At 50.6% G+C, this 19,988-nt stretch carries 14 protein-coding genes; 5 read left to right on the forward strand and 9 right to left on the reverse strand.

All coding sequences use genetic code 11. From position 1 onward, the window contains the following. Window positions 1-6 precede the first annotated feature (6 nt). Both WFK81_RS02960 and gltB read right to left on the reverse strand, forming a co-directional pair. Window positions 7-132 carry a hypothetical protein gene (locus WFK81_RS02960; RefSeq protein ID WP_336784949.1) on the reverse strand — a complete coding sequence of 42 codons (126 nt, stop codon included), beginning with the start codon at window positions 130-132 and terminating at the stop codon, window positions 7-9. Between the two features lie 597 nt (window positions 133-729). Next, on the reverse strand, window positions 730-5,331 hold the full coding sequence (gltB, locus tag WFK81_RS02965) for a glutamate synthase large subunit (RefSeq protein ID WP_336784950.1): 4,602 nt from the start codon (window positions 5,329-5,331) through the stop codon (window positions 730-732). 430 nt (window positions 5,332-5,761) lie between these two features. On the opposite strand from gltB, the gene WFK81_RS02970 reads away from it, so the two are divergent. Further along, window positions 5,762-7,024 carry a stalk domain-containing protein gene (locus WFK81_RS02970; RefSeq protein WP_336784951.1) on the forward strand — a complete coding sequence of 421 codons (1,263 nt, stop codon included), beginning with the start codon at window positions 5,762-5,764 and terminating at the stop codon, window positions 7,022-7,024. 56 nt (window positions 7,025-7,080) lie between these two features. On the opposite strand, the gene WFK81_RS02975 is transcribed toward WFK81_RS02970, so the two are convergent. Beyond that, window positions 7,081-7,467: a kinase-associated lipoprotein B gene (locus WFK81_RS02975; RefSeq protein WP_336784952.1), complete on the reverse strand. Its 387-nt coding sequence runs from the start codon at window positions 7,465-7,467 to the stop codon at window positions 7,081-7,083. A gap of 284 nt (window positions 7,468-7,751) precedes the next feature. On the opposite strand from WFK81_RS02975, the gene WFK81_RS02980 reads away from it, so the two are divergent. The 4 genes from WFK81_RS02980 to WFK81_RS02995 all read left to right on the forward strand — a co-directional run bounded on the left by WFK81_RS02980 (window position 7,752) and on the right by WFK81_RS02995 (window position 12,612). Beyond that, a complete protein-coding gene (locus WFK81_RS02980; RefSeq protein WP_336784953.1) occupies window positions 7,752-8,867 on the forward strand; it encodes an MGDG synthase family glycosyltransferase in 1,116 nt (371 codons plus the stop codon). A 115-nt stretch (window positions 8,868-8,982) separates the two neighbouring features. After that, the gene (locus tag WFK81_RS02985; protein ID WP_336784954.1) at window positions 8,983-10,398 is read left to right on the forward strand and encodes an NAD-dependent malic enzyme; all 1,416 of its coding nucleotides are present in this window, start codon (window positions 8,983-8,985) and stop codon (window positions 10,396-10,398) included. A gap of 136 nt (window positions 10,399-10,534) precedes the next feature. Next, window positions 10,535-11,731 carry an acyltransferase gene (locus WFK81_RS02990; protein WP_336784955.1) on the forward strand — a complete coding sequence of 399 codons (1,197 nt, stop codon included), beginning with the start codon at window positions 10,535-10,537 and terminating at the stop codon, window positions 11,729-11,731. A gap of 29 nt (window positions 11,732-11,760) precedes the next feature. Further along, a complete protein-coding gene (locus tag WFK81_RS02995; protein WP_336785471.1) occupies window positions 11,761-12,612 on the forward strand; it encodes a polysaccharide deacetylase family protein in 852 nt (283 codons plus the stop codon). 87 nt (window positions 12,613-12,699) lie between these two features. Here the strand turns inward: WFK81_RS02995 and WFK81_RS03000 are convergent, their stop codons facing one another. The 6 genes from WFK81_RS03000 to WFK81_RS03025 form a co-directional block, all read right to left on the reverse strand. After that, the gene (locus WFK81_RS03000) at window positions 12,700-13,593 is read right to left on the reverse strand and encodes a cation diffusion facilitator family transporter (protein WP_336784956.1); all 894 of its coding nucleotides are present in this window, start codon (window positions 13,591-13,593) and stop codon (window positions 12,700-12,702) included. 288 nt (window positions 13,594-13,881) lie between these two features. Beyond that, entirely contained in the window at window positions 13,882-15,501 is a 1,620-nt protein-coding gene (locus WFK81_RS03005) for an ABC-F family ATP-binding cassette domain-containing protein (RefSeq protein ID WP_336784957.1), read from the reverse strand. Between the two features lie 100 nt (window positions 15,502-15,601). Continuing rightward, on the reverse strand, window positions 15,602-16,180 hold the full coding sequence (locus WFK81_RS03010) for an MFS transporter (protein WP_336784958.1): 579 nt from the start codon (window positions 16,178-16,180) through the stop codon (window positions 15,602-15,604). Between the two features lie 5 nt (window positions 16,181-16,185). After that, window positions 16,186-17,628: an FAD-binding oxidoreductase gene (locus WFK81_RS03015; protein ID WP_336784959.1), complete on the reverse strand. Its 1,443-nt coding sequence runs from the start codon at window positions 17,626-17,628 to the stop codon at window positions 16,186-16,188. A gap of 163 nt (window positions 17,629-17,791) precedes the next feature. Continuing rightward, entirely contained in the window at window positions 17,792-18,862 is a 1,071-nt protein-coding gene (locus tag WFK81_RS03020) for a Gfo/Idh/MocA family protein (protein WP_336784960.1), read from the reverse strand. A 90-nt stretch (window positions 18,863-18,952) separates the two neighbouring features. Then, window positions 18,953-19,870 carry an MBL fold metallo-hydrolase gene (locus tag WFK81_RS03025; RefSeq protein ID WP_336785472.1) on the reverse strand — a complete coding sequence of 306 codons (918 nt, stop codon included), beginning with the start codon at window positions 19,868-19,870 and terminating at the stop codon, window positions 18,953-18,955. Between the last annotated feature and the right edge of the window lie 118 nt (window positions 19,871-19,988).

The following is a 19,988-nucleotide window of genomic DNA, read 5'->3' on the forward strand; positions in this document are numbered from 1 at the left end:
TAATTGTCAGGGTTGGATAAGTTCCGTTGGCCATTTTTCTGGCGGAATATTGAGTTGAATTAATATTTCTCTAATATTTAGCTCAGTACGTTTATCTTCGGTGTTTGTTACTTGCATTTCTGCATCTCTCATTTTATCCGACTCCCTACTCCTAATAAAGTAAAACAATAACGTTATTATACCTAACAGTTGGACTGGAATATGTCGGAAAGTGTGGTAAGATTAGTTCTTTTTTTGTCGAAAATAGGAATATGTGCCCATATTTCTTTAAAAATAAATGGAATCCATTGTAAGAATGTATAACAAATGGTTAGGAATAGGTTAGAGAACGATAGAGCTGCTCCTAACCTTTTTTTCATAGAGAGACAATCTCCGTTCTCATTCCTTACTGCTTTCATCCTATGCACGTCCCATACGTAAAATAACCGTCTCCTGAGAGACGGTTATTTTATGTTCGGATTGTATTGCCCTCCTCCTCTCCCCTGCCCTCTCACTAACAGGCGAGCGGCATTTTGCTCAGCCTGTTATTTAAATGGTGGGTACGAAGGAATAGAGGGAATGTATCTCCTGGAGGAGCGGAGCGTTCGCCTTTGTCTACACTTTGCAACCTTGGAATATTGTTCAGGCAAAGTGTAGACAACAGCGGCCGTAAGGAGATACATTCCTGTCATTCCGAGCACTCCCACCATACAAAAAAACAGGCTGAGCAATTGCCCAGCCTGTTCCCCATTATCCACCTGTACGAGCCAGCTCTTTCATGCTTTCTTCGAAAGCAGCGAGGAGCGCTTTGTCGTCCTTCAAGCCGGCATCTTCCGCTTTGCGGATATGCTCGAGCATTTTCTTGTAATCCTTCGGAATAACCTTTACGAATTTCGCGAGCGAGCCTTCCCAATCGTTCAGGACACGCGAGCCAACTGCAGAGCTAGTGTACTCCACATGACGCTCGATCAAGCCGCGAAGCTCGGCAACATCCTCTTCGGTCTCCGGACGCTCAAGAAGAACCATCTCGATATTGCAGTTGTTGAAGAAATCGCCTTTCTCATCGAACACGTAAGCAACGCCGCCCGACATACCTGCCGCAAAGTTGCGGCCTGTGCCGCCAAGGACAACAACCCGGCCGCCGGTCATGTATTCACAGCCATGATCGCCAACGCCCTCAACAACAACCTTTACGCCGGAGTTACGAACCGCAAAGCGTTCGCCCGCGATACCGCGGATATAGGCTTCGCCATCCGTTGCACCGTACAGCGCCGTGTTGCCGATAATTACGTTCTCTTCGGCTACGAACGTAGCTTTCGGAGACGGAGCAACGATAATTTTACCGCCGGAGAGACCTTTGCCTACATAGTCATTGGAATCGCCTTCGAGCGAGAGCGTAATGCCCTTCGGTACGAATGCGCCAAAGCTTTGGCCGGCAGAACCAACGAAGTGGTACGAGATCGTATCTTCAGGCAGGCCTTTCGCGCCGTAACGACGGGTTACTTCGCTGCCCAGAATAGTACCTACTACGCGGTTTGTGTTGCAGATCGGGAATGTGCCGCGAACGCGTTCGCCGCTTTCCAGAGCTGCTTGCGCAGCCGGAACAAGCTCCTGCATGTCGAGCGACAGCTCAAGACCATGGTTTTGCTCTTGTACGTTATGACGCGCTGCGTCTTGCGGTACGTCCGGCGTATGAAGCAGAAGGCTAAGATCGACGCCTTTTGCTTTGTAATGATCAACAAGGTTCTTCGATTCGAGAATGTCGACACGGCCGACCATCTCTTGAATCGTGCGGAAGCCCAGTTCGGCCATAATTTCGCGAAGCTCCTGCGCAATGAAGGTAAGGTAGTTCACGACATGGCTCGGATCGCCCATAAATTTCGCGCGAAGCTCAGGATTTTGCGTCGCAACGCCAACCGGACAGGTATCCAGCTGACATACGCGCATCATCACGCAGCCGAGTACAACGAGCGGTGCAGTCGAGAAGCCGTATTCTTCCGCGCCGAGAAGGATGGCGATCGCAACGTCGCGGCCGTTCATCATTTTGCCGTCGGTTTCGATAACGACGCGGTCGCGCAGGTTGTTCAGCATCAGCGTTTGATGCGTCTCTGCAAGACCAAGCTCCCATGGCAGACCCGCATGGCGGATCGAGTTCATTGGAGATGCGCCTGTACCGCCGTCGTAACCGCTGACCATGATAACGTCAGCACGTGCTTTCGCAACGCCTGCGGCGATTGTGCCTACGCCAACCTCGGATACGAGTTTCACGTTGATACGAGCGCGAGGGTTCGCATTCTTAAGGTCATGAATCAGCTCGGCAAGGTCCTCGATCGAATAAATATCATGATGCGGCGGCGGCGAGATCAAGCCTACACCCGGAGTGGACCCGCGGACTTCCGCAACCCAAGGATAAACCTTGCGCCCTGGAAGCTGACCGCCTTCGCCCGGTTTCGCGCCTTGCGCCATCTTGATTTGAATCTCGTCAGCGTTAACCAGGTAGTTGCTCGTTACGCCGAAACGGCCCGATGCAACCTGTTTGATTGCGCTGCGGCGGGAATCGCCGTTTGCATCAGGGATAAAGCGTGCAGGATCTTCGCCGCCTTCGCCGGTATTGGATTTGCCGCCAATACGGTTCATCGCGATCGCGAGGCTTTCATGCGCTTCTTTACTGATGGAACCAAACGACATTGCGCCTGTTTTGAAACGTTTGAAGATCGATTCAACCGGCTCTACCTCTTCAATAGGCACCGATTGACGTCCCGTCTTGAACTGGAGCAGCGAGCGCAGCATCAGATGCTTCTTGTCTTCGCCCTGAACCATGTTCGAGAATTTCTTGTATAGTTTATAGTCGTTCTTACGGGATGCCATCTGCAGCGTGTGAATCGTTTGCGGGCTGAACAAATGGTCTTCGCCGTCTTTACGCCATTGGTAATCGCCGCCGGAGTCGAGTTCTTTCTCCCCGCCCTCTTGGTCGGCGTATGCTTTGTTATGAGGCTTCAGCGCTTCTTGAGCGATGATATCGAGACCGATACCGCCAATACGCGATGGCGTCCATGTGAAGTATTCGTTAATCAGCTCTTCCTGCAGGCCAAGCGCTTCGAAGATCTGCGCGCCGCGGTACGACTGGATTGTCGAAATACCCATTTTGGACAGTACTTTTACTACGCCTTTTGTTGCGGCTTTGATGAAGTTCTTCACAGCCTTCTCATGCTTAATGTTGCTGAGCATGCCTTGGCGGATCATATCGTCAAGCGTCTCGAATGCGAGATAAGGGTTAACCGCATTAACGCCGTAGCCGAGCAGCAAGGCAAAATGATGCACTTCGCGCGGATCGCCGGATTCCAGCAGAATCGCTACCTTCGTTCTTGTACCTTGACGGATCAGGTGATGGTGCAGCGCCGCTACAGCAAGGAGCGACGGGATAGCAGCGTTGTCTTTATCAATACCGCGGTCAGACAAAATAAGAATATTATGGCCTTTATCAATAACGCGGTCCGCTGCATCGCACATCAGCTTCAGCGCTGCACGCAGCCCTTTTTCGCCTTCGGCAGCCGGGAAGAATATCGGAAGCGTAATCGACTTGAAGCCTGGACGGCGTACATGGCGAAGCTTCGCAAATTCCTCGTTCGAGAGAATCGGGGTTTCCAGCTTGATATGGCGCGCGCTTTCCGGTTCAGGCTTCAGCAGGTTGCGCTCCGGTCCGATTGTCGTGCTTACCGATGTAACGATCTCTTCGCGGATCGCGTCGATCGGAGGGTTCGTCACTTGCGCGAACAGCTGCTTGAAGTAGTTGAACAGGCGCTGAGGGCGCTCGGACAATACGGCAAGCGGCGCGTCGTAGCCCATGGAAGCGATCGGCTCCTGGCCGCTGCTGGCCATTGGCTCAAGCACTTTGCGAACATCCTCGAACGTGTAGCCGAATGCCTGCTGACGCTGCTGCACGGTAGCGTGATCCAGTTCAGGAAGCTCAGGCGCGTCAGGCAATTCTTCCAGACCTACAAGATGCTCGTCAAGCCATTCGCGGTAAGGCTGCTCAGCCGCGATTTGAGCCTTCACTTCCTCGTCGGAAATGATGCGGCCTTCCTTCGTATCTACAACGAGCATACGGCCCGGACGGAGACGGTCTTTGTACGCAATCTCTTCTGGAGCGATTTCGACGGTGCCGGCTTCCGAACCAAGGATGATATGATCGTCTTTCGTTACATAATAACGGGCTGGGCGCAGGCCGTTACGGTCGAGGTAAGCGCAGATTTGCGTACCGTTCGTAATCGCCATTGCGGCAGGTCCGTCCCACGGCTCCATAAGAGTCGCGTGGTATTCATAGAATGCTTTCTTCTTGTCGTCCATGCTCTCATGGTTCGACCAAGGCTCCGGTACCATCATCATAGCAACATGCGGCAAGGAACGGCCGGACAAATGCAGGAATTCGAGAGCGTTATCGAACATCGCCGTATCGGAACCATCCGGGCTGATGATCGGTTTAACCTTCTCCATGTCTTCGCCGAACAGCTCGGTTTCAAACAACGTCTGGCGGGCATGCATCCAGTTGATGTTGCCGCGCAGCGTATTGATCTCGCCGTTGTGGATCAGGTAATGGAAAGGATGCGCGCGTTCCCAGCTCGGGAAAGTGTTCGTACTGAAACGGGAGTGAACAAGCGCCATAGCCGACACGACAGTCTCGTCATTCAGCTCTTGGTAGAACGAGCGTACCTGCTCGGTTGTCAACATCCCTTTGTAGACGATCTTCTTGCTCGAAAGGCTTGTGAAATAGAACATTTCTCCGCCTTCCTTGCCACCGAAACGGATCGCGATTTCAGCGCGCTTGCGGATGACGTACAGCTTGCGCTCAAAGGACAATTCGTCCTGAATGCCAGGATTTTTCGCAATAAACACTTGACGAACGAACGGCTTCACCGACAAAGCGGATTTGCCAAGCTTCGAATCGTTCGTAGGAACCGTACGCCAGCCGATCAGCGATTGGCCCTCTTCGCGGATGATGCTTTCCAGTTCGCGCTCGAACGAGCTGCGGATCGCTTCATCATGGGGCATAAACAGCAGGCCGACGGCATATTCTCCTTCTTGCGGAAGGTCAATCTCAAGCTTTTTCAATTCACGTGCGAAGAAATCATGCGGGATTTGAATCAGGATACCTGCTCCGTCCCCCGTGTTTGGTTCGCTGCCTTGACCGCCGCGATGCTCCATGTTCTCGAGCAATGTCAGCGCCTGACGAATGACAGTATGCGATTTTCTTCCCTTGATGTTTGCTACAAATCCCATGCCGCATGCGTCTTTTTCATAGCGCGGATCATATAGACCTTGTTTCGGCGGTAATCCAAAAATTTTCTCTTTCATCGTGTGCAACCTTTCTATCAGAAGATTTTTGGGCAAGCATAGCTCAATAACGGTATATCGAACGGCAGCAATCTGGGCGCATCGGCCTGTTGCTTGCCATTCTTGCGAGCTTAAACGTGATGGCTTTATGGCATCTTATCCGCGGACACAAACTTTCCGAAGCTTTTAAAGGAAATCGTTCGTATCTGGTCGAAAATAATTAGCATCATGAAGCTTTCGTTTAAGATTGACCATGTTCCGGGCCGTGTTCCGCCATTGCGGTTATTATATTATTTTAACATCAGGCCAAAAGGGAATCAATTTAATATTTTTATGAATGTGATAAAACTTTACTTTACAGCACATTGTTCGTGTTCTTATACTATGCCTAACATTTTATCAAAAGGGGGATGAACATTTGTATAGCAAATCAAGGAAAATCCAATCCGTTATGGCATTATTAGCTTTCATAATCTTGGCCGCATCGGCCTGGGGAGGGGCGCCCGTCAGGGCTGAATCGGGGGTGCCGGAGCCTTACCGGGTCGTTGCTCTCGGCGATTCCTTAACTGCGGGTTACGAGCATGGTTATACCGAAAAATCCGTTCCTTACGGTTATGTCGAGCAAGTGTACGAGCAGTCGCTGTTCCATGGTCTCCGCGCGGAATACGTCAATTACGGGATTCTCGGACTCAAGGCCGAAGGCTTGAACCGCCTGCTGCAGGCCGCTTCCGACGGCCGTACCGTGAAGGCCGACGATATTCAGAAGGAGCTGCAGGATCCTCGCAAGGAAGCCTTTGCCAGCCAAACCGCCGAAATGGCTAAATCCATACGTTCCGCCAGCCTGATCGTTCTAACGATCGGGGGCAACGATCTTACCCCGGTGATGGCCAAATTGGATTCCGGGGCAACCGAGGAACAATTTACCGCATACATCCAAACGATTTTGGATCAATACGAAAAAGATCTCGAAGCTTCAATCCGAACAATAGCCGCTTTGAACCCCACAGCACTGATTGTCATGTCGGATCAATATTTGCCGGTTCCCGCGCCTTTGCAGTTCGGCTCCACGACAATCGAGCTGTACCCGGAAGCAAAGCGCAAGCTTCTGCTTGACGGAGTAACGAAGCTCCGCGGCAAGCTTGATCTTGTAAGCACCCGCCTTGCCGCAGACGGCATTAAGCTGCAGATTGCGGACGTCAGCAGCTTGTTTGTCGGCCATGAGCTCGAGTACACGTCCATCGCGCAAGGCGACATCCATCCGAACCATCTAGGTTACGCGGCAATGGGACGCGCATTCGCAACCGCGATCTGGGGCGATTACCGGACCGTCCGTCCCCGCCAGGCCAATGTTCAAATGTCCGTTGTTGTCGCTGGGAAGGAGCTTCCCGCCTCGGCCGCCCCTCCCGTCCTTCGCAGCAATCGCAGCTTTGTTGCCATGAGGGATATAACGGACGCGTTAGGCGCGAAGCTGAGCTGGAATAACGCGGCCCAAAGCGCAACGGTTTCCTATAACAATCATGCTGTTGTTTTTACTATCGGCTCCGCATACGTAACGATTGACGGCAAGAAGGCCAAGCTGACAACTCCACCTGCATTTCTGCTGAAAACGGGAAAGGAATCGAAAACTTACCTTCCGCTCGCCGCCTTGTCCGAGGCACTCGGCCTCCAGGTCACATACCGCAGCACCCTGCAGACCGCCTTTATAAACAAATAGATCAGCAAGACCGCAAGGTCCCCATTTCCCTACTATAGTAGTAGAAATTATTCTAGTTACTTATATTCCTTCCGTAATTCCTTCAAAATTTCCAGCCCGCGCGCGGACCATCGCATCAGACGGTCCAGCGCGGCGATCTGGGCTGCAACCGCCTCCTGCAAAGAGACATTGTAGTCCGGCACTTCCCCTTCAAACGGCTTCAAGTCACGAAGCATCACATTCGTTTTTTCCGTATATGCCAAAGCTCTGCGCTCATGAAACATCGCGACATCCGGATTGTAAGGATGATGCAGATCTCCCTGCTCGGGATGCTTTATTACAGCCAGCACCTTAAAGACCGCGCGAGGCCCGTTTACTTCGACAATCTCGCCAATATACTGCCCGGACCTGACATCCGCCTTCGCCAGCGCTCCCGGAACGATAAAATCACGATTTTCTTGCATATGTATGAATCCTCCTCAAATTGAGTTATTTTTGCACATCCGAATGCTCGCTACTTATTTCCAATGTGCTATAATACCGCTTAGTACATCGAACGGCTTATCCTCATCCAGCAGCGATTCACAATATCATATAAGATTGTTTTCACGCAAAGCAACCCGTGATTTCCCGTTTGCAGCGGAGATAGCCGGCAGCTAGGACTATCGCCCCTGCAACTTCAATAGCAGGATGACTTGTTTTAAATCGAGCAGAGTCGTAATATGGAACTAGAAAAGTAGGTGACATTATGCGTAAGAAAAGAGTGCTCCTGCTCTCCGAAGGATTCGGATCAGGGCACACGCAAGCCGCGCATGCCTTGGCAGCAGGCCTGCGCCAGCTCAACCCGGATATACAGACCCGCGTGATGGAGCTGGGCAATTTTCTTAATCCCGTGCTAGGACCTTTAATTATTTCCGCCTATCGCAAAACGGTCAGCAAGCAGCCCAAGATGGTGGGCTTGATGTACCGCAGCAATTATAAAAAATCGCTTAACCGATTTATGCAGCTTGCGCTTCACCGTATGTTTTATACCCATACTTCGCAAGTTATCGCCCAACTTAAGCCGGATCTCGTCATTTGTACTCATCCTGTTCCGAACGCGGTTGTCAGCCGCCTGAAGCGGCTTGGGCTGAACATAAAGCTATGTACCGTCATTACCGATTACGACGCCCATGGTTCATGGGTGAACCAGGAAGTGAACAAGTTCCTTGTCTCCTCTTCCCTGGTGAAGGACAAGCTTATCAACCACAGCGTACCCGAGAGCCGGATTGCCGTAACCGGCATCCCTGTCCATCCTCATTTCTGGAAGAGCTACGATAAGGTCCAGATCCGGGAACAGTTTGGACTCAAGGCGCTTCCTACCGTCCTTATTATGGGCGGCGGCTGGGGTCTTATGTATGAAGACAGTCTGCTGGAATACATGACCCAGTGGCGCGAACGCGTTCAATTTATTTTCTGCGTGGGCAATAACGACAAGGTGAAGGAAAAAATGCTTGCGAACCCGAGGTTCCGGCATGATAACATCCGGATTATCGGATTTACCAAAGAAGTCAGCAAGCTGATGGATGTGGCGGATGTTCTTGTAACCAAGCCTGGCGGGATGACCTGCACGGAAGGGATGAGCAAGGGCATTCCGATGCTGTTCTACGAGCCGATTCCCGGGCAGGAAGAACAAAACTGCGAATATTTCATCAAAAACGGCTTCGGCGAAATGCTGGAGACGACCCAAACGGTCGACAAATGGATGACGGCCATTCAGCAGCCCGAAGCGTCGGCCCGCTACCGCCAAACCCTGATCGATAAAAGAAACGAAGAATATAATCCGCTAACTTGTCCTAAAGCCGTCTTGCAGCTGTTGCAATGACGGCTTTTTGCTTGCGCAAAATCCTCCTTTCGAATAGTACAAACCTTTTCCGGTTATTGTTATTATAGAGAAGGATACGTAAATTGCAGTCGAATAGCAAAGGGAGCGGATTAGGATGAAGGAACGGAGCATGGACGGAAAAACAATCATTCTGCGTCTCGAGATCGATACCCAGCAGGCGTATTTCGGCAAAGCCGTCTCCGCCATTGAAGCGGCAGGCGGCGATATTGTAGCTATTGACGTTATTCAAACCGACAAGCAGATCAGCATCCGGGACTTGACGGTCAAGATTACGGAAGCCGGCGCGGCCGAACGGCTGCAAACCGCTCTTCAGAGCGTGCCGGGCATTCGTCTCCGGCATGTGTCCGACCGCACTTTTCTGCTGCATCTCGGCGGAAAAATTACGATTCAGCCCAAAACCCCCATTCAAAACCGGGATGACTTGTCCCGCGTGTATACACCCGATGTTGCGAGGGTCTGCCAAGCCATTGAAGCCGATCCGAAAAAGGCTTTCACCCTCACCATCAAACGCAATACGGTTGCCGTCGTCTCCGACGGCAGCGCGGTGCTTGGCCTTGGCAATATCGGACCTTATGCCGCAATGCCCGTAATGGAAGGCAAAGCGATGCTGTTCAAGCAGTTCGCGGACGTGGACGCCTTCCCCATCTGTCTCGATACTCAGGATACCGAGCAGATTATCGCGTCGATCAAGCATCTTGCCCCTGCCTTCGGCGGCATTAACCTGGAGGATATATCGGCACCCCGCTGCTTCGAAATTGAGCGCAGGCTCCGGGATGAGCTCGATATTCCGGTCTTCCATGATGACCAGCATGGGACGGCGGTCGTTCTGTACGCGGGTCTGCTGAATGCCCTAAAGCTGACGAAACGCAAAATCGAAGATACGCGGTTCGTCGTTTGCGGAATCGGAGCTGCCGGAACGGCATGCACAAAGATGCTGCTGGCCGGCGGCGCCAAGCATATTATTGGGGTTGACCGCGAAGGGATTCTGACGGCGGATAAGAGCTACGGCCATCCGATGTGGCAGTGGTACGCCGAGAATACCAATGAAGCGAGAATCAGCGGAGGGCTAAAAGAAGCGCTCGTTAATGCCGATGTATTTATAGGTGTATCCGCAGGCGGCATATTGACCCGGGAGCATATTCAATCGATGGCTCCTGAGCCCATTGTGTTCGCCATGGCGAATCCCGAGCCGGAAATTCGGCCCGAGCTGGCCGAAGATATCGTAGCTGTCATGGCGACGGGAAGAAGCGACTATCCAAACCAGATTAACAACGTCCTCTGCTTTCCCGGCATTTTCCGGGGGGCGCTGGATAGCCGCGCGGTCACGATCAACGAACAGATGAAGCTTGCCGCAGCGGAAGCAATCGCCTCCGTCATTAGCGAGGATGAACTGAGCAGAATCTATATCATCCCAAGCGTTTTTAATACGCGAGTTGTTGAAGAAGTCCGCAGAAGAGTGATTCAAGCAGCGCAGGACAGCGGTGCAGCCCGCAGAAGACCAAGGGAATAAATAGAGGAATCTAACAAAATTTGTCTTAATCTCAACTGGGAGATTAAGACAAATTGTTGTATATGCCCATTCGTTTATACTATAATAACTAGGTTAATAGGTTAATAGTATAATCCTAAGGAAGGATGTATAACGAATGGCTACGGCTTCACCAACCTTGCAGAAAAGGGACAACATTCCCGAACTGCTACTCGTACGGGCGATGGCTATTATTGGCGTCCTGTCCGTCCATTCCACTTCGTTTGCCACCGTTGCCATGGTGGATTCGAACTATTTTTTTCTTTATAACTTCTTCAACATTTTCATGAAAATCGGAACAACAACCTTTATTTTCCTAAGCAGCTTTGTCCTCTTTTACAATTATTACACGCGGCCATTGGACAAACAGCTTCTCGGAAGCTTCTATAAGAAACGGCTGTTGTACATTATTATTCCGTATTTGTTCTTCTCTTTGTTTTATTTCACGGTATTGCATTACCTTTATTATCCGGACCGGTCTCTATCAACGGAAATCCATAATTTTATCGATAAAATACTTACCGGCAAGGCTTATACGCATCTTTATTTCGTGTATATCAACATTCAATTCTATCTGATGTTCCCGTTGTTCCTGTGGGTGATGAAAAAATATCCGCGCGCGATCAAATGGGCCATTCCGGCGGGTATTGCCATTCAATGGGCATTCTTTATTATCAACAAGCACGTGCTTCCTGCTCCCGGCGTTCCCAACCGCGGCAGCTGGTCGTTTTCGTATTTTTCGTATTATCTGCTTGGCGCGGCATTGGGGATTTACTATCCCAAAATCAAAGAATGGATTATCATAGCAAGAAAGCATGCGACAACCGCCCGCGTCGTGACTTGGTCCGTTCTTTGGGCAATGTGGATCGCGGCAGGCTTAACCCACGTGTATTTGTACTACGAGACTAGACTTCACCGGGACTCGTTCAACTCTACATTGTTCGATCTGGTGTGGAATATTCATGGGGTGCTAACGGCACTTGTGTTATTGCAAATTGCGTTTATTTTGTCCAAGAAGCTGCCGAAGGTCCTAACGAAGCTTATTTCAAGACTTGGCGCTTTATCGTTTGGCGTATACCTGATTCATCCATTCTTCCTGCTTCTCTATCGGGAACGCCCGCTTCATACGGGAACGGCATGGCTGCTTCATCTCTGGTATCTCGGCGGCTTCGTGCTCGCCCTTATCGGATCGTGGATCGTCGTTGGTTTCTTCGCCCGTTATGTGCCGTTTAACTGGATCGCTTTCGGCAATCTGCCAAAGACCAAAAAACGGCCTTCTCAACCGATTATGCCGGAAAGACAGCTGGACACGTAATACATCCGTAGGAGGAATAAGTTGTGAGAATGAAAGTGATTGCCGCGCTCCTCGTCATCGCCCTTGCGATCTCTTGGCCGGTGTCCAGATACCAGCTTGAGGCTTCAGCTAACAAACCAGAGCATTATAAGAACAAGGTTATCGTCCTTATGTATCATCACATTGATGAGAAGGAAAGCGGAGCAACGATTTCACCAAGCCGTTTCGGCACTCATATGAAGATTTTGAAGGATAACGGGTACAATGTTATCAGCATAGAGCAGTTTGAGGATTTCATGCAGCACAAAGCAAAGGTACCGGATAACGCCGTTGTTATCACCTTTGATGACGGTTACGAGAGTTTTAACCAATATGCGGTTCCAATCTTGAAGAAATACGATTTTACCGCTACCCACTTCATCATTGGAGCAAGCAGCGACAAACAGAATGTTCACACGAAGCATTTGACCTGGGATACGATGCGCAAGCTTAAGGAAGAAGGCTTCAGCTTCTACAGCCATACGTATAACCAGCATGACTATGCTCCGCTTGATAAGAACGGCAAGAAAAAAGGCCCTATGCTTAGCAATCCGATTTACCTTCCGGACAAAGGCCGTGTAGAAACCAAGAAGGAATATATGGCCCGCATTGAAGCGGATGCCCAGCTGATGGAAAAAAGGCTGAAGGAAGAGCTGAATAATACGCGTCAGATGCTCGCTTTCCCTTATGGCGCTTTTAGCCCAACGGCTAAACAGATTGAGAAAAACGCAGGCGTCACCTTATTCTTCACTGTGCATCCCGGCATTAACAGACCGGGATCCGACGAAGCATTCCGCCTGAACGCCGGAACACCAACGCTCACGGGCAATAAGTTCCTCGCGATGTTGAAGAAATACGGATAACTATTTGAATCGCCATACAGCCCTTGATCTTTTCTCATTGGAAAGATCAAGGGCTGTTTTTTCGTTCGTTTGGCTAAGGCTGCTACTTTATTCATGAAGTTGACCGGAAGAAGCCTCCTCAAGCGGCTCCACATGAACGTGGACGTTCATAATGTTAGGTTTGCCTTCCATCCGCCGCTCGATCTCGTCGCTGATCCGGTGACTTTCAATAAGCGTCAGACCGGGATCAACCGTCACGATCACATCGATGAGTACATTGCTCCCGTGTACGCGGGCCTTTATGTCCTTAATGGATTTAACGCCTTTCGTCCGCTCTATGGTGGAGCGCAGCGTCATCAACTCGTTGGCATCAAAGCCATCCGTCAGGGCATGGGTCGAGCTGTAGAAAATGTCCCAGGCGGTTTTGCAAATAATGACGCCAACCGCAAGGGCCGCCACCGGATCCAGCCAAGGCAGGCCAAACTGAGCGCCGATAATCCCGACTGCTGCGCCGATGCTGACAAGCGTGTCGGATAAATTGTCCTTTGCCGCCGCGTGCAAAGCCTGGTTATTGATCCGGTTGGCCAGCCTGCGGTTATAGAGGTAAACGGCACCCATGCAGGCAGCCGCAAACAAAGCAACCCATGCTGAAGTCAGCGAAGGCACGGTCTGCTCGCCGGAGAATAAAGAACGTACCGTGTTGATGATGACCTGCAGGCCTACCGTTGCCATAATAAACGAAGCAATAAGCGCTGCAATCGTCTCTGCCCGGAAATGTCCGTAAGGATGATCCTTGTCCGGAGGCTTTTGAGAGATGCGGAGGCCAATCAGTACGGCAACCGAAGCAATAATATCCGTCAGGTTATTAAAGCCGTCCGCAACAAGCGCTCCGGAGGCAAACCAATAGCCGGCGCCTAGCTTAATAGCCGACAGCCCGATATAAGCTCCGATGCTGACCAAGGCTCCCTTCTCGCCCTGCTTAATCTCTTCATACTGATTCATTGCAGCAATCAAACCTCATTTCATCCGTAGTTCCGGAATTGCCTTCTCCTTATATAACCAAACGATTTCCGTAAAGGTATAAATAAACAGTGTTTACCCGATGCGTGCTTTTATACATGTACGCAACAATCTGTGCGGTGAATAGTGTGAAGCTGCCTCACAAAATAGGCACATCATCGAGAAACTACCGGATGAACATTCGAATGTGCAGGCTACTTTTTAACCCAAATAAAAAGAGGCCGTCCCATGTCATTTAATGACTTATGGGACAGCCTCTTTTCAATATTTTTATACCGCGTACATGCGCTCGCGAAGGGCTTTAATCTCTTCGCTCTCAAGGTACTCGTCGTAAGTCATCATTCTGTCGATCAAGCCGTTAGGCGTAATCTCCATGATCCGGTTCGCAATGGTTTGCACGAACTGATGGTCATGCGATGTAAACAGAACCGTGCAATCCGTTTCCGTCAGACCATTGTTAAGCGCCGTAATGGACTCCAGGTCCAAGTGGTTCGTAGGCTCATCGAGAATAAACACGTTTGCGCCGCTCAGCATGATTTTGGAAAGCATGCAGCGCACTTTCTCGCCACCTGACAAAACGGATGCTTTCTTCATCGCATCGTCGCCGGAGAAGAGCATACGGCCCAAGAAGCCGCGGATAAATGTTTCGTCCGGATCCTTGGAGTATTGGCGAAGCCATTCCACGAGGTTCAGCTCCACGCCGTCGAAGTAAGGCGCGTTGTCTTTCGGGAAGTAGCCTTGCGTTGTCGTTACGCCCCATTGATACGTGCCGGAATCTGCTTCAAGCTCGCCCATGAGAAGTTGGAACAATACCGTCTTCGGCAGGCCGTTAGGACCAACGAAAGCGATTTTGTCGCCTTTGTTCACGGCAATCGTTAAGTTATCAATGACTTTCTCGCCGTCGATTGTCTTCGTCAGACCTTCAACCAGCAGCAAGGATTTGCCCGCTTCGCGTTCGCCCTTGAATTGGATGAACGGATATTTGCGGTTCGACGGACGAATGTCGTCGAGCGTAATTTTATCCAGCAATTTTTTACGGGAAGTCGCTTGCTTGGACTTCGATTTATTCGCGCTGAAGCGTTGGACAAACGCTTGAAGTTCTTTAATCTTGTCTTCTTTCTTCTTGTTCTCGCTGCGTTGAAGCGCGAGAGCCAGCTGAGAAGACTCGTACCAGAAGTCGTAGTTGCCCACGTACATTTGGATTTTGCCAAAGTCGATGTCCGCAATATGCGTACATACGGTGTTCAGGAAGTGACGGTCATGGCTGACTACCACTACTGTGCCTTCATAGCCGGACAAGAAGTCTTCCAGCCAACGGATCGATTCGATGTCCAAATGGTTGGTAGGCTCGTCGAGGAGAAGGATGTTTGGTTCGCCAAACAACGCTTGCGCGAGCAGGACGCGTACCTTCTCGTTGCCGCCCAGCTCCGCCATTTTCTTGTCATGCAGATCCGGCGTAATGCCAAGGCCGTTCAGCATCTCAGCCGCTTGAGATTCCGCTTCCCAGCCGTTCATGTCTGCGAATTCGGCTTCCAGCTCGCCTGCGCGCATGCCGTCTTCATCGGTGAAGTCCGCTTTCGCGTAAAGGGCGTCCTTCTCTTTCATTACGTCATACAGCTTCTTGTGACCCATAATAACCGTTTCGAGGACGTTGAACTCATCGTATTCGAAATGGTTCTGCTTGAGTACCGCAAGGCGCTCGCCCGGAGTAATATGAACTTCGCCGCTGGACTGTTCAACCTCGCCGGACAAAATTTTCAGAAACGTCGATTTACCGGCGCCGTTCGCGCCAATCAAGCCATAGCAGTTGCCAGGCGTAAATTTGATATTTACATCTTCGAATAGTGGCTTCTTCCCGAAGCGAAGCGTTATGCCGCTTGTACTAATCATTGTATTTAATCCCGTCCTTCTTTTCCAAACTCAATTTATCTCGAACCATTATACCACAGTCTGAACGTTCAATTACACCCAAAAGGCAAAAAGATACCCATTAGCTGTTAACAGTTTCAACCTTTTGCGAATGGACAGCTTCTGTTCTTAAGCCCGCTTTTTGCATCCGCCACACTGCCCATGTGCTTGCTCCATAGATCAATGCACTTACATAGAACAAAACGTTAATTGTCAACCAATCTATTAGATAACCGCCAAGTACAACAGCTATACCGGAGGCTACCGTTGTCCAAAAATGATAAGAGCCTATCGCAATGCCTCGTCCGCCAGTAACCGTATGATCCGCGAGAAGCTGTCTTTCGCTCATTTTTTGCATGGCGTTGCATATCCCCATAAGCAGCTGAAGAACTAGAATCCAGCCATAAGACATTACCCATGGAAATGCAAGCATTGCCGCCATCATCCCGAGAGAGCTCGCCATCAGCATTTTAGTACTATGCTTATCCAGTCGGGGAGCGAGCCATTGCGATACTATGGCAGAGCTTATCGTGAATACGGCAAACGCAAGGCCGTATTTCGAGTAACTATTGCCGAGATTTTTCAGAAACAGCAGATAATACGGATAAATCATGCCTGCTGCAAGGGTTACCATGCTTTGTGAGCGAATAAGCCATCTCATATTTGTTAAAGCTCACCTCCCTTGTATTGCTCGTAGAACGTATTCATAAACAGCTCATCCGGGTCGTATTGCAGTTTCTTTTGGAAAAAGAACTTGTAATTCGGGTACGCTGTCTGAAATTGCCCAAGGCTCGGATAGCCCGCATAGGGCAAGTAATACGTTCCTCCGCGGCTTAACGCTTCATCTACAATTTGTCTGACAGACTGTTCCATATGCTTTTGCCCTTTATCGGACAATGGCACATTAAATAAACAGACCAGTGCAAACATCTCTCTCTTGGCGTAAGATAGAACCGCCTCGTTATCCTCATTCACATACCGTACCGTAATGTTCAGCAGGTTCAGGTTCTCGCTCTTCACAATATTTCCGAGTGCCTGCACGAAGCTATCGAATTGATTAACCGGAATAAAATACTCCTGCAGCAGATCATTGCTCTCAGGCTGATCGTACTCCATAAATTTCCAGGCCGCACGCATCGCGTTATTACGGCTGATCAGCTCGCCGGATTGCTCAGTGAAAAATTTCGTCTGTAGATTCCAAGTTAACGTTTTTCCCCAATCAAACGACCGGTTGAACTGAAACAGCAGTTTGCCCGGCGCTACCCACGGCTCGCGTGTGATTAGGTTGTTATGCTTCTCCAGTGAATCAGAGTAGTCTAGCGAATAGCTTTTCGCAAACATCTCCGTCAAAAAACTGTCCGGGGATACCGATATACGGGCAATGTGCATACGGACATTGGGATCCGATTTAACCTTGGTCAAAAAGTATTGTACGTAGTCCTTAGTCGGCATCGTCTCTGTTGTAACGGCGTACAGCTCATCGTCGTCAAGCAGCAGCGTTACGTCCAAAATAATGCCGAACAGTCCGTATCCTCCCAGCACCAACGGGAACAGCTCGGCATTTTCCGTCCGGCTGACCTGCCTAATCTCCCCACCAGCCATCAATAGCCTAAAGGAGTCCACGCTTTTGATCATCGAGCCGTTTCGAATGTCCCTGCCATGCGCATTTACGCTGATCGACCCGCCTACTGTAAACGTATTTTGCGATTGCATAGTACGGATGGCCAGGCCGTAACGGTTAATAGCGTTCTGGATATCCTCCCAGGTTACGCCTGCTTGGACGGTTATCTTCTTTCGCACGGAGTCGATGGACAAAATCCGGTTGTAGCTCGTCATGTCCACAACAACCCCGTCCTTGTAGTAGGTATGTCCACCCTGACTGTGCCGTTGCCCGGCAATCGACACCTTTAAATGATGCTCCCGCGCATCCTGAAGCAGGTGTATGAGCTGCTCTTCCTCCTTTCCCTCCACCACTCTTTCCACTTTAACCGGATGCAGCCGGCTGTAATCCGTCAATAAATAGGGATCCTGATCCGCCGAGCTTGTCCGGAAGTAGGTGAAGAGGCTAAGCGCCACTAGCAGGATGACCGCAATGGTTTTTTTGGCCAAGCGTTTCACCTCAATCTATTAATGTGTCTCTATTGGAACATTTTTGAAATATTGTCGTCAACTTTCTAACTTAATGACCCGGCCATTGACTAAGAGATGCTTATTTTGGCGGGCGTTAAAACAAATAAAAAAGACTGCCTTCACGGCAGCCTTCTCATTACTCTTAATCCCAATTCAGCTTCACTTCGTTGCCGGTGCGGGACGATTCGTAAATCGCGTCCAAAATGCGGCTGTTGGTGTAGCCCGAAAGCGCGGAGGAAATCGGCTCCTTGCCTTCGTTGATGCACTCCACGAAATGCTTGCTCAGCAGCACGCGGTCCTCTTCCCCCTCAAGCGGCTCAATGTTAGATTCGACAACCTCGTCGCCTTCATGGGTTACGTATTTGCCGTCGCTGCCGACAAGCGCTGCGCCGCCCTCCTTGCCCATCAGGTGGATAAACGGATCCTGGCTCATGCCCGCCGCATGCGCCGCCCAGCTCACATCAAGAGACAGCGTTGCGCCGTTATCGAACTTGATCAGCGCCGTTGCAAGATCTTCCACATCATAGTAGCCGTCCCAGTTCGGCGTACCCCAAGTGCCGATCCCGCGCCGTTCCGGACCAAACTCGGCATACGTGGAGCCGTATACGGATACCGGCTTTGGATTGCCCATCAGATAGAGCGACAGGTCCAGCATATGAACGCCGATATCGATCAGCGGGCCGCCGCCGGCCATATCCTTGCGGGTAAACCAGGAGCCCCAGCCCGGGATGCCTTTTTTGCGCACCCAGCCGGTCTTTACATTATAGATACGGCCAAGATCGCCGTTCTCAATACGCGCTTTAATCGCGCGGTTAATGCCGGTCCAACGCATTTGCTGCGCCATCATGAGCACTTTGCCCGAAGACTTCTGCGCTTCATAAATGGTACGGGCCGCCTCGGCATCAATCGCCATCGGCTTCTCGAGCAAGACATGCTTGCCCTGCTTCAAGGCCTCAATGGCTAAAGGGGCATGGAACTGGTTCGGAACGGCAACGACAACGGCATCGATGTCCGGATCCTCCAGCAAGGCCTGCGGGTTCTCGTGAACCGTCTTTACGCCAAATTCCTCCGCTCTTTGCGCGGCAAGCGGCAAATAAGCGTCGGTAATCGCGGCAACGTATACCGATTCCGCTCCAACCTTCGCGAATGTTTCCAAGTGGACCTTGCCAATAGCCCCTGCTCCAATAATGCCAAGACGAATAGGCTGACTCATGTTCTCTGGTTCCCCCTAAAATGAATGATTCCGTCAATATATCCTTAAGTATAGCTCTCCTGCTAAGGAGAGTCACTGTGCTTATTTGGCTTACTCTTGTTCTCGTTTGTTATTTTCACGGCTCGGGCACTGCCAAGTTTCGCCATGAAGGAGAATTCGGACACGCTGTTCATCCAGCCCAATGCGTTCCCTCTCGTTTTCCAGTCGGTCAAGAGCCTCGCGCGGCGTATCGTCCGCAAGCTTGAACGCCCCGTAATGCATTGGCACAAACCATTTGGCTCCCGTATCCTCAAAAGCTTTCAGCGCCTCCTCCGGCGTTACATGCTGGGGACCCATGAACCATTCCGGTTCGTAAGCGCCAATCGGCATTAAGGCCACATCAATATCGAATCGGCTGCCAATCTCCTTGAAGCCGGGAAAATATCCGCTGTCACCGGCAAAATAGATCGTAGGATCCGGTGAATCCTTCTGGACCGGTTCTATCACCCAGCCGCCCCAATGGGAGCTGTTCATATCCCACAGATTGCGGCGGGTCCAGTGCTGGGACGGAACAAAGGTGATACGGAGGCCGTCGATCACAACCGACTCCCACCAATGCAGCTCCCTTACGTTCGTAAACCCCTTCAGCCTAAGCTTCGTGCGAAGACCTGCCGGAACCAGCAGCAGCTTGTTGCCCTTAAGACGGCGAAGCGATTGAATATGGAGATGATCGTAATGGGAATGAGAGATAAGGATAATATCAACCGCGGGTACATCGTCAATCGGCAGCCCCGGCGGTGCAAGCCTTCTCTGAAAAGCCATCTGTCCGGCCCAGACCGGATCGGTCATCATATTTTTTCCGGCAAGCTGAATAAAGAAGGTAGAATGCCCAACCCATGTCAAAGATGGCTTTGCCCGATTCTCATGCAAAAAAGGGAGATCCGGCTCAACGTTCGGAATGGAGTAGGAATAATCCTTCGTTTTTATTTTACGGAGACGCTCCTGGCGCCATCGCTTTAAATGCTTCATGGAATTTTGCAGCTGTACCGGCTCGCTGTTCGTAAATTTCGTAAATTTATTCTGCTTCAACCGTACATCCCTCCTGATTGTCTTGCCCTGTTATTTAAAGATACCAACTTGGGAATGT

The organism is Paenibacillus sp. MMO-177 (assembly GCF_037147795.1).
GTDB lineage: Bacteria > Bacillota > Bacilli > Paenibacillales > Paenibacillaceae > Pristimantibacillus.